The sequence below is a fragment of the Vibrio atlanticus genome (genome assembly GCF_024347315.1).
Taxonomy (GTDB): Bacteria; Pseudomonadota; Gammaproteobacteria; order Enterobacterales; family Vibrionaceae; genus Vibrio; species Vibrio atlanticus.
Genome location: NZ_AP025461.1, coordinates 641,677 through 653,750, shown reverse-complemented (window position 1 = coordinate 653,750; position 12,074 = coordinate 641,677). Strand labels below are relative to the sequence as shown.

At 42.7% G+C, this 12,074-nt stretch carries 9 protein-coding genes; 5 read left to right on the top strand and 4 right to left on the bottom strand.

The features are described 5' to 3' along the window. Position 1: 1 nt before the first annotated feature. The 3 genes from OCV30_RS18610 (at position 2) to OCV30_RS18600 (ending at position 3,271) form a co-directional block, all read left to right on the top strand. Positions 2-1,279, top strand: a complete 1,278-nt coding sequence (locus tag OCV30_RS18610; protein ID WP_065678152.1) for a cytosine deaminase — start codon at positions 2-4, stop codon at positions 1,277-1,279. 361 nt (positions 1,280-1,640) lie between these two features. Then, entirely contained in the window at positions 1,641-1,853 is a 213-nt protein-coding gene (cspE, locus tag OCV30_RS18605) for a transcription antiterminator/RNA stability regulator CspE (protein WP_004730009.1), read from the top strand. A gap of 401 nt (positions 1,854-2,254) precedes the next feature. After that, positions 2,255-3,271, top strand: coding sequence for a GGDEF domain-containing protein (locus OCV30_RS18600; RefSeq protein ID WP_029223820.1), 1,017 nt, complete (start codon positions 2,255-2,257; stop codon positions 3,269-3,271). Between the two features lie 251 nt (positions 3,272-3,522). Here the strand turns inward: OCV30_RS18600 and OCV30_RS18595 are convergent, their stop codons facing one another. Continuing rightward, positions 3,523-4,125 carry an aldolase/citrate lyase/malate synthase family protein gene (locus OCV30_RS18595; protein ID WP_065678151.1) on the bottom strand — a complete coding sequence of 201 codons (603 nt, stop codon included), beginning with the start codon at positions 4,123-4,125 and terminating at the stop codon, positions 3,523-3,525. A gap of 269 nt (positions 4,126-4,394) precedes the next feature. Between OCV30_RS18595 and OCV30_RS18590 the strand changes: the two genes are divergently transcribed. After that, positions 4,395-5,828, top strand: coding sequence for a DUF3612 domain-containing protein (locus OCV30_RS18590; RefSeq protein ID WP_029222884.1), 1,434 nt, complete (start codon positions 4,395-4,397; stop codon positions 5,826-5,828). A gap of 905 nt (positions 5,829-6,733) precedes the next feature. Here OCV30_RS18590 and OCV30_RS18585 read toward each other — a convergent pair. Next, positions 6,734-8,305, bottom strand: coding sequence for a DEAD/DEAH box helicase (locus tag OCV30_RS18585; RefSeq protein WP_065678150.1), 1,572 nt, complete (start codon positions 8,303-8,305; stop codon positions 6,734-6,736). A 164-nt stretch (positions 8,306-8,469) separates the two neighbouring features. Next, positions 8,470-9,825 (bottom strand): diguanylate cyclase, encoded by a 1,356-nt coding sequence (locus tag OCV30_RS18580; protein ID WP_065678149.1) that lies wholly within the window; start codon positions 9,823-9,825, stop codon positions 8,470-8,472. A gap of 273 nt (positions 9,826-10,098) precedes the next feature. Here OCV30_RS18580 and OCV30_RS18575 point away from each other — a divergent pair, with 273 nt between their 5' ends. Beyond that, positions 10,099-11,307 carry a DUF3541 domain-containing protein gene (locus OCV30_RS18575; RefSeq protein ID WP_065678148.1) on the top strand — a complete coding sequence of 403 codons (1,209 nt, stop codon included), beginning with the start codon at positions 10,099-10,101 and terminating at the stop codon, positions 11,305-11,307. Positions 11,308-11,423: 116 nt separating this feature from the next. On the opposite strand, the gene OCV30_RS18570 is transcribed toward OCV30_RS18575, so the two are convergent. Next, complete coding sequence (locus tag OCV30_RS18570) at positions 11,424-12,035, bottom strand: class I SAM-dependent methyltransferase (protein ID WP_065678147.1); 612 nt, start codon at positions 12,033-12,035, stop codon at positions 11,424-11,426. Positions 12,036-12,074 lie beyond the last annotated feature (39 nt).

Here is a 12,074-nt window from a genome sequence, read left to right as displayed (position 1 = left end):
TATGACAACCTTATTAATCAAGAACGCGAAACTTCAAGACCAAGAGGGCTTGAAACAGATTCTGATTGAAAATGGTCAATTTTCTCGCATTCTCGATAATGACGCTCAAATCACTCATCAAGGTGACATCCTTGATGCTGAAGGTGGTATTGCAGTTTCTCCTTTCTGTGAACCGCACATCCACCTAGATACTACGCAAACGGCTGGAGAACCTAACTGGAACATCTCTGGTACTTTGTTTGAAGGTATTGAGCGTTGGGCTGAGCGTAAAGAATTGTTATCAATCGAAGACGTAAAGTCTCGTGCCAAGCAAACACTGAAATGGCAGATAGCGAACGGGGTTCAACACGTGCGTACACACGTTGATGTGTCAGACCCAACGTTAGTGGCGTTAAGAGCGATGGTTGAAGTCCGCGAAGAGATGAAAGAGTGGGTCGACATCCAAATCGTTGCATTTCCTCAAGAAGGCATTCTTTCATACCCCAACGGCAAAGAGTTGCTTGAAGAAGCTGTGAAGATCGGTGCTGACGTTATCGGTGCTATCCCTCACTTTGAATTCACTCGTGAATACGGCGTTGAATCTCTGCATTACGTGTTCGAGCTTGCACGCAAGTACGACTGCCTGATCGACGTTCACTGTGATGAGATTGACGATGAACAATCTCGCTTCGTTGAAACGCTGGCAGCCCTTGCGCACAAATTCGAAATGGGTGAGAAGGTAACGGCAAGCCATACCACAGCGATGGGGTCTTATAACGGTGCTTACGCATCTCGCTTGTTCCGTCTATTGAAGATGTCTGGTATCAACTTCGTGGCTAACCCGTTAATGAATATTCACTTACAGGGTCGCTTCGACGACTACCCGAAACGTCGTGGCGTAACGCGTGTTAAAGAGATGCTCGCAGCAAATATCAATGTGTGTTTCGGCCACGATGATGTGTTTGACCCATGGTACCCACTGGGTACAGCGAATATGCTTCAAGTTCTGCACATGGGACTGCACGTAACGCAAGTGATGGGCTACGACCAAATCAACACCTCACTTGATTTGATCAGCAAGAACTCAGCACGCACACTGCATATCCAAGACAACTACGGCATTGAAGAAGGTAAGCCAGGAAGCTTACTAATTCTTCCTGCAGATAACGGTTTTGATGCAGTACGTCGCCAAGTTCCAGTGCAGTACTCTATTCGCCACGGAAAAATAATCGCAGAGACTCAACCAGCTAAGACTAAAATTAATTTAGATAAGACTGAAGATATCAACTTCAAACGATAATATCGTCTATACTAACGAAGAAAAGGAGGCTTAGGCTTCCTTTTTACTTTGTCATGGCGTGTAACTTTATAAACCTATCAGCTGTTGTAGGTAGTTTTTGTTAACGAGCGCAACATGACAAAAAAACTCGCTGATTTATCAATCAATGAGTGTACAACCCGAAAGACTGTGTTAACATGCACTCGCTCTGTTAGCCGGAGTTATTTAAGTTAGATGAATAGTAAAAAATGACATGTAAAATCGTTACCCGTTTTTGTAAGTAGTTTTTCCTTATTTCTTAGCAATATTAAATAATTCAATTATCAGCGCATTGCAGTAATGCAATCAACAATTTAGAAAATTTATGAATAAGGGACAAATTATGTCTAACACAAATACTGGCACTGTAAAATGGTTTAACGAAGAGAAAGGTTTCGGTTTCATTTCTCAAGACAACGGCGGCGCTGACGTATTCGTACACTTCCGTGCTATCGCTTCTGAAGGTTTCAAAACTCTGAAAGAAGGCCAAAAGGTTTCTTTCGAAGTTGAAAACGGTCAAAAAGGCCTACAAGCAGCAAACGTTGTTGCTCAATAATTAGCTTTTAGCTAAAAAGAATTTTAAAGCGCTGATTTTTATCGGCGCTTTTTTATGCCTGAAATAAAACTTCCACTGAGTTACTATCGCTTCCACACTCACCCGTGTTACCCATTTTCGGCAGAGTGTTTGAACAAGCTTGGCTAACCCATTATTGACCGCGATTGGTATTACAGCCCCCCCTCACCAACAGCCGCCCCCCCCAAACCGGACCTCTCCTCTTTGGTTAAATAACACTCTACTTATTGTTCGATATAAATATGCAATCGATTTCCATAATGAAAATGAGTTGTTTGCCCAATCCTCATCCATTAATTATATAATTTTTAAAGCAAAGATCGGTAAAATCCGCTAATCTTGGTCGCAGTGGCTTAGTTAGTTTGGTATCTGCAGTAAAAATCATGAAAAAAGACGAATTTCAAAAATCCACCGCAAATCTAAAAAAAGCGGTGCCTCTTATGATGAAGAACCGGGTGTCTACTACACCTGCAAATTACGCACTTTGGTACACCTATGTTGACAATGCTATCCCACAGCTGACAAAAGACATGGATGGTATCTTGGAATACTATGGCATTTGTCCTCCAGCCGTTGGTGAGCAGCTTTACAATAATTATGTTGCTAGCAAGTCTGAAACGAATATCAATGACCTCCGCGCCAATTTAGAATTGTTGGTCTCGGAAGTTTCGAATTCGATGAATGACACACTGACCGATACCTCTGCTTTTTCTGAGATGATTGATAAAAGCTTCGAAGATTTAGCCCGCGTTGACAATGAAAGTTTATCGATCGATGAAGTCATGTCTTTAGTTCGTCAGTTAGTTTCTGAATCTCGTCATATTCGTCACTCTACTCAATTTTTAAATTCTCAGTTGAATTCTGCGACATCAGAAATCACTAAGCTAAAGTCTCAGCTAGTCGAAGTGCAGAAAGATGCACTCTTTGACAGCACAACGACACTCTATAACCGTCGCTCTTTCGACCGTGATATAGAAACCTTGTGTGAAGCGAAACAACCTCTGTGTTTAATTCTTCTCGATATCGATCATTTTAAAAACTTCAACGACACTTATGGCCACCTATTTGGTGACATGGTTCTTAAAGGCATTGCGCGCAAATTGAAACAAATGTGCCGTGAAGGTATTGCTGCTTACCGGTTTGGTGGTGAAGAGTTCGCGATAATCGTGCCAAACAAATCATTACGCATTGCACGTCAGCTTGCAGACACCAACCGCCGCTCTCTAGAAAAGCTATCGATTAAAGATCGTCGTAGCGGGCAACAGGTAGGTAGTATCACCGCATCGTTTGGTGTTGCTGAACTTGAACCCGGTGAATCGGCACAATCACTGATCGAACGCGCTGATAAGCTACTTTACGAAGCGAAGTCACTTGGTCGAAATAGAGTGATGCCGCTGTAATCTGCAATCATCTAAACAAATTTACAGTTAAACGGCGTACTTACTAAACCCTGATTTCTAGGCTCTAGGCACAAAAATAGACTCGTAATTAACATCGAAAGCAAAAAGCCCCAATCAATAACCAGTAGGTTAATCGTTGGGGCTTTGTCGTTTATGCATAGTCGTCAGTGTTTAATGCTAAATACATTCAGAGTGTTTAACACTACACTGGTTCTACATCTTTCATAAATGCCAAAGATGTAGCTGTGACATTAAAGGGCGTAGCAATAGTTAAGACAGTAATCCTCACCGCTCTTAGCTCGGAACTCTTTGTCTTCGCTGCATGCTTTTGGTTTACCCTTCTCATCACCTTGAACTAGGCTGATCCAGTGACGTATTGCTGTAGTGATGCCTTGACGCTCAGTATTCGTTTGTACCGTTTCCATTGGCGACTGACCAAACGTGGTGCACGACTCTAACTGAATATCATCGATATCGACCAATTCAATACACCCCGTCCCTTTATGACAACCAAACATCACTTCTAAATGGCTTCCACTGCTATCTCGGAACAAGATTGAGTCTGGGTCACACTTCTCACCCATGTAAGCTACAAACTGCTTAGGATGCTTTAGACCACTGTGTTGGCCATCTTTGAAATAAGCCATGATATGGCGGTAATCAACTACGTAGCTCGTTACATCTTGATGTGAGCCGTTCTCTAATGGGAACAATCTGTCTAGCAGTTGCTTTGCTTTGAGTTGCTTCTCAGTTTGCTGTTTGGCACTGATAGTCTCCACGGCAAAGACAGCTTCAGCGATAAATGGTTTTGTTTGTTTTTGGATTTCTGTTTTATCGAATGTAAGCATATTCATAGTCTTTCCCTCTTGACTAACCCGGTGAACATTCACCGATTTTTATAGCAAAAATGTGTCCTAGAGCAATTATTCCAAACTAACGTTTAACTTATTTGTCATTTTGTGAATTGCTTAGTTTGTAGACTAGCGCTTTTTTGCCTACAATTTCACAACAAAAATTTTACAATGTGAATTTTACAAATATGGCCTTGTCAAAAAGTTTAGTTCGTCAGTCTCATTTCCTAGGTACGAAAATACGTAACCTAAGAAAACGTAACCATTTAACGATGGAAGATCTGTCTGCGCGTTGTATTAGAATCAACCCAGAATACGCACCTTCCGTTTCTTACCTTTCAATGATTGAACGTGGAAAGCGCGTCCCAAGCATCGATATGCTAGAAGTAATCGCGCAGGTCTTTCAGAAGAACCCAACCTGGTTCCTTGACGACGAATCTGAACAACAAGCCATTGCTCCAGATAAAGGGAATCGTGGTGGGATAAGTGGCATGGCACTCGAGCCTAGCTTTCTTTTCTCCAACGACATCCTGCAAATTGCAATTCCGGAGATGCTATCGCAAACGGGGATCTCAGGCCGCCAGTTTGCACACCTCTTAATTCGAGCACACCAAGAAAGCAATCAGAACCACTTCCCTGACCTTGAGCGCGCAGCTGAAGAAGTTGGCTTGAAACGTCTTAACCTCAGCGTAGAAGACCTTATAGACATCGCTAGAAGCCTAGGAATTAACATCCGTTGGGTAACACGCACACCGAAAGACGTTGTTGATGAACTCGGAATTAATGCCAAACAGCTAGTCACTTCGTTCTTTGAACCTCCTAGCACAATCTTCTTAAATGAAATCCTGAAAGAGTACCCCACTCGTCTGAAATACGATTTATCGGTCTATATTGGCCATTGTATTCTGCATAGCAAAGAAGGCTTAAAGAGTGTGTTGTCGGTCGGCAACAACAACACATGGGACGACAACCAGGTTTCAGGCTCTTCGCAACTTAATTCTCAAGATATTCTTCAAGCATGGCGAGACTTTGAATCTAGCTTCTTTGCTGGCGCACTTCTTTGCCCGAAAGTTCCATTTAGACAGTTGCTTGACCGCACTGGTTACGAAATCGACGTTCACAAAAGAGCGGGGGTTTCCCCCTCTGTTGCTATGCGTCGAATGACGGTAGTATCGCCCTACCCTCACTGGCACTACTTTGATGCTTATGGGCCAGGGAAACTCAAGGCGGTGTACCGCGGGAACGGGATTCCACTGCCTTGGGGAAATATGAGAACTGTTGCCGACCCATGTCAACATTGGGCTGTGTTCCGTCGATTGTCAGAACCTCGCGCAGGGAGTTCGGCTCAAATATCTATTTTAAATGTGGGTGATGAACCAAGAATCTACTGCTGTGAATCAATCAATATGACGGATCCTGCAGGTAACAATCGCGTATTGTGTGCAGGCATAGACCTTAACCCTGCAATTGATGCACAAGGCGGTAATTCAAGAGACATTGCAGAGCAACTTAAAGCATCATGCGTTAACAATGGTGGCTCGGTGGTAATCCCGCGTAACATCAAGAAAGATCTCACGACAATAGCCAAGATTCTAAATATAAATTGGATTGAACGTGGGATTGAGACAGAGGCTAGGCTTATCTGCTCCCGAGGTGGAGAATGCCCGCGCCAACCAAGCTGTTACTCAAAGTGTGGTGAGTGTTAGCGCAAGAATGGTATGAGCATGATTAGTAAATTGTCGTGCTCTGCTTGTTTTGCTTGAGCTAACTGCACTTATTAATAAGTGTAGTAATAACAATTAATAAAAAGTAAGACCAACAAGTAGAACTCAAAATTCAGGCAAAAAAAAACCAATCACAAAAGGGTGATTGGTCATATATTTTGTGTGAACAATATGGGTTCACTAACAACGTCAGTTGGCTAGGTGACCCTCGGCTTAAGAAGGGTCACTATTAATAATGCACTATACGTGCCAACTTTAAATATACGTATTCACTACGCATCTGAACACGTATTCGCCATAAATGCTTGTTTGTTTTGCAAACTGAAATTGCAAATTGCAAAACCCAACAAATCGCTAGTGATTATGTTGTTATTAATAGATCATTAAAGATTAATTTCTCTTCCTATAAATACCTACTTTTCAATAAATTCGATAGCTTCAACTCTGAAGAAACCTCTTCTTGTTTGCTTAGGGCGTGTTGATCTTTCGAGCTGATTTTTGCAGCGAGTTGCTGGGTATTTATACAAGGCAGAGGTTTCGATGTGTAGCTAGCCTACATGAGAAGCCGATAACGTAGTAGAAATGACCAGCAAACGCTGCCCAAAGGGTTCAGCTAAAAGCGTTTTACTCTTTGTTGAGGGAGATTTGCTTAGAATGACTAGGCGACTTCCCCCTCGCCGCGATTAAAACACTTTTAGCTCGAACAAAATTTAACCGCGAAAGGTCAACACGCCCTAATTACACCCATAAAAAAACGCGAACATTGAAATTCAATATTCGCGCTTGTTCGAGTTCGATAGCAGGAAGTCATCAATGAACGAGAACCCTCCTACGAAGCGATCTCGTTACATAATCTTTGTAAAGCTACCTGATAAACGTTCTGTCTACTATTTCTGAGATGCAGGCTTAGAACGGCTTCTAGATGGTGAAGGTTTGTTACCTGTAGGCTTGTTACCTGCTGACTTGTTAGACGGTTTGCTTGAACCATTACTTCCACCGAAACCAGACTTTTTAGGTTTACCTGCACCACCTGGCTTGCCAGAACTATTCGTAGAAGGCTTATTGCCACGCTTATAGTTGCTGCCATTATTTCTTAAAGACTTATCATCACCAGCACCTGCAGAGTTGCTGTCTGAAGCTTTGTTGCCTGAGTTAGGCTTACGCTTTGGAGCAGATCCATTACCTGCTACATGACGCTTGTTCTTGCCTGCTGGCTTATGGCCGCGAGCATTATCACCAGAACGTTGGCCATCCGAGTGTTCGCGTGTCTTTTTCGGTTTCTTAGGCTTAATCGGACGCGAATCCAAGCGAGATTCTGGTAACTTGTTTACGGGTGCAAAACCTTCCAGTTCACGACGCTCCAGTACTTGTTGAATAAGGCGTTCAATACCAAATAGCTCACCCACTTCATCTGCACAAACCAATGAAATTGCTTTACCCACTTCACCTGCACGGCCAGTACGACCAATACGGTGAACGTAATCTTCTGATACGTTTGGAAGGTCGAAGTTAACCACTTGAGGAAGTTGTGGGATATCAATACCACGAGCAGCGATATCGGTCGCTACGAGTACTCGTACCTTACCGGTTTTAAAGTTCTCTAAGGCTTTAGTACGCGCGCCTTGGCTCTTGTTACCATGGATAGGAGCAGAAGCGATGTCTTGCTCTTCAAGGAAACGAGCAAGCTTGTTTGCACCGTGTTTTGTTTTGCTGAACACCAACACTTGTCGCCAATCATTATCTTTGATCAGCTTAGCTAGCATTGGCGCTTTTTTCTTTTTGTCTACTGGATAAATACTTTGTTCAACAGTTGGTGCTGTTGAGTTTGCAGGGCTTACCGAGATTTCAACTGGGTTATTTACTAAGCCTTTAGCCAAGCTACGAATATCATCAGAGAACGTTGCAGAAAACAGTAAGTTCTGACGCTTCTTAGGTAGGAAAGCCAAGATCTTACGGATGTCGCGAATGAAACCCATGTCTAACATGCGATCAGCTTCATCTAATACTAGAATCTCAAGCTGATCAAAACGCACTGCATTTTGGTTGTATAGGTCAAGTAGACGACCCGGTGTTGCCACCAACACATCACTACCTTTACGAAGTTTTTGCATCTGAGGGTTAATTTTCACGCCACCAAACACGACCGTAGAAGTAAGCGGTAAGTTAATACCGTATTTAACTACGCTGCCATTCACTTGCGCAGCAAGTTCACGGGTAGGTGTTAGCACTAGTGCACGAACTTGGTTCTGACGTACGCGAGGGCCTTTTGATAACATTTCAAGAATAGGTAGCGTGAAGCCAGCAGTTTTACCTGTACCTGTTTGAGCAGCGGCCATTACATCTTTGCCCGTTAGGACAGCTGGTACGGCTTTCTCTTGGATTGGTGATGGCTTATCGTAACCTTGTGCTTCAATAGCTTTAAGGATCGGTTCAGAAAGGCCAAGGGAGGTAAAACTCATAGATTATTTTCTCAGTTGAATAACATTTAGTATGAGCAACGCGCAGAAAGAAGTCGTTGCTACAGCTTTCGCTCATCAATAGAATTGATAAGAAGCAAAGCGCGGTATTCTGAGGCTTTTCCCCACATTCAGCAACTAAATTCTAATAACAGATCCAATCCAACCTATAAAATTTGTCGTTTCTGTTCGTACATTTTTTCATCGGCTGCTTTGAGTAGTGCATCGACATCACTGTAGTTATTGTTATGAATTACCCAACCAACGCTAATTCGAAGATAAATCGAGTGCGTATCATAAACAACAGGTGTGCTACATATCGCTCTTCGAAGTTTAGCTACAATCGACGATACATGTTGATCATCAATAATACGTGGTAACAAAACTAAGAACTCATCACCACCGATTCTCGCAACGATACCTGAACCACGTAACTCGCTCTTAATGCGATTAGCACACTCAATAAGTACCTGATCGCCAGCCGCATGCCCAAAAGTATCATTGATCGCTTTAAAGCCATCAAGATCGATATTTACCACAGCAAAGGTTCTTGCTCTCTGCTTTTGGGTGACTTTGAACGCCTGCTTTAGGCTGTACATAAAGTATCGACGATTAGGTAACATGGTGAGTTCATCATGCATAGAGCGACTATCTGCAATTCGGTACAGGCGATAAATAGTAAAGAAGGCAAACGCCAGCATTAACATTATGGTGTAACCCACCAACCTTACTGCTTGAATTCGATACCACTGCACATCCATCAACACATGCTCATTACCAGAGAGAGCAAGGTACCAACCACCGTATGGAAAGCTCACCTGTTCAGTCACAAAAGCATTATCAAATACGTCCTGAGAGCCATAAAAGACCGCGCCATCTTTACCCGAACTGTTTGCACCACGAATCGCGAGTTTATACTTGTTTTCGAGTATCCCAATTCCGACATCTTCAAACAGCTCATCTAAACTAATAACGGCACTGGATACACCCCAATAGTCTTGGTTAAAAGGCGGGTCTCGAAAGATCGGAGTTCGCGTAATGATAGCTTGACCACCTTGAAACAGCTCAAAAGGACCAGCAATAACGGTGTTGCCAATATTTCTGGCAATTTCAACCGACTCCCATTGGGTTGGATGATCTCGATAATCTATACCAAGAATCTGCTCATTGCCTTCCATTGGGTATACGAAATTTAGGATGTCATCTTCAGCCAGACCAATCAGACGAATATGGAATCCATCTCGAATGATATTCTCAGCGATCTTGTTCCAACTCTTCATATCGCCGTCAGGATTTATCGTCACAAGAGTAGACAAATTATTGAGGATATACATATCTGACACGATCGCGGCTTCTATTCGAGAACGAATGATCGATAACTGCTTTTTTGCCTCAGAGTAGGATTCATCTTTCAGGTAGGATAACTCTTTAGAGTGAAAAAACTCGATAGCACTCATTACCACTAAAAAAAACAGTAAAGATAATAATTTGGCAGGCCATTGCTTGCTAGAACCACTTGGCATTCAGACCCCCTAAACCTTTTTGTTCTTAAATTTGCTCATATCAGACTAACTCTTTAAGTATGCCGTTAAGCTATTTAAATACATACACTTAGCCTAGTGCTCATTTCATTATTGAGTCATTCATCACTTAAAGTCCATTAGACACATTGATTACTGAACCAAATATCGAATCAATCTTATTAAAGATTACAATGTATTGACCAAAACCTTACATTGAAAGATTCATGAGTGTTATTTTATATTCACAATTAATCAGCTTGGTACCTTACGAACATGAAGCTAAAAACGCTAACTCTGTGCACATTGTTATCAATCTCAGTTGCGGTTGCGGTTCACGCACAAGCTACTTCAGATACGCTAACGGCTTTTGACACACAACAGACTGTTAATATACAAGAGCCTGTTAACATACAAGCAACAAGCGTACCAAGTATTCAATTACAAGCTGGTGTTCTCGACTCTCAAGAGCTATCTTTTAAACAATCCGCCGATCTGATTCGCACAACCTACGAAAGCCAACTTTACACTCTGCCTGCATTCAAAGAGGGTCACTATGGTTTGCGTATGTATCGACAAACATTAGACGACAAATATTCTGCCGCGGTATGGAGTGACATGGCACGTGTAGCAAGTAAGCTCAGCCGCCTGTCGAATGATGTTCACACCATGGAACAAATCGTACTGTACTCAGAAAAGCGTGTTGCTTCCTATGTTGGCGACAGCGATGAACGTAGTGTTCGACGCTACAACATCACCAAGCACATGCCAGAATATCTATATCTTGGTGTTGACCTTCTCGGCTCTATGGCGCGCGCCAATGAGTACGGTTTAGAACACAAGAACGATGTCAAACTGCGCGAGATTATTCGTCGTTATGACTTTTCACGATACGTGACCAATGAAGATATGGTGAAAGCGTGGGCAGCCCAACTCGCTAATCAAGTTTACTGGCTACGCCAATTGGGTGAACAAGATGTCGTTGATGAATTTGTCGATACCTTCAAAAAAGCCTACCCAGACGATAACGACAAGAAGCTTTCAAGCCAGCAATACGGCAATAAGATCTATGGTATGACACATGTGATCTTTGGAGATTCTGAGTATTACCAGCACCAAGTAAGCGAGCAAGAACACCAATGGGTCTACGATTACTTCAGAGAAAACATCGATACAATCCTGCTACGAGCTAAAGAGGATGTGATTGCTGAGGTTGGGTTGACTTTCTTACTAGCCGGTCTAGAGAATGACCCGGTTGTAGAGAAAACTAGGCTTGCAATCCAGGCATCTATCGATAAGACAAAAGGCATGATCCCTTCGGTCACCGGTGATTTTGATCTCAAGTATGGAGAGCACCGCAACGTACTCGCTATCATGCTACTCGATTGGCAGCAAGTGAACGAAGCACCGACTTATGAAGGTAACCCAAAAGTCTTTACTAACATCCCTTACGGACTAGTTGAAAATCAACCGCTGAAACACTAGCCGTAATACTTAAGTTGATTTTGGATCCAAAAAAAAGCCGCAAACCTCTCAAGGTCTGCGGCTTTTTAACTCTTATCAAACAATCACTTCACTCAAGCTTAGTCTTATGTTTAAGTTCAGGGGCAGATTTTGTTCATCACTATCGTGAAATCCCCTTCTGCGTATCCTTCTATCAAGGAGACATCGTCACAGAGTGTTTTACAGAAACGATAGACACCTTGAGGGTGATAACTCATCAAGGTATTGCGTGAAGGATATTGGCTTGAATTGAGCAGATTAAAAATCACCGTCTGATTCGCTAGTCCAAACATACGAGTAATCATGTTAGTCAGATAATCCGAGTCGCGAGAGATGTAATTCAATGAGCCACTGGCGATAACTACATCGTGTACCTCAAGGCTCATTTGGCTCATATCACCCGACAAAAACCGACAACGATCTTCTGTATAGCTCTGCTTCGCCTTCTTTAAAAAGCCTGCGTGTTGGTCAACGCCGGTGTAAGATTGAATGCGATAGATGCTATCGAGCAGCTCAAACAGCTCGCCATAGCCACAACCTAAATCTAAAATACTCTTCTTTTCGAAGTCAGCCGAACGAGCAATCACTTCAAAGCGACATAATTGGCTCTCTTCGCTGGTCCACCCTAAAGCTTTAGCCTTATCGCCATTCGAGCGGTTAGCCTGTTTGCGATGATAGCGATACACTTTCCAACGATCGAGCCAGTGCATTCAAACAAATCTCACTTCAATGAACATAAGTACGCCTCA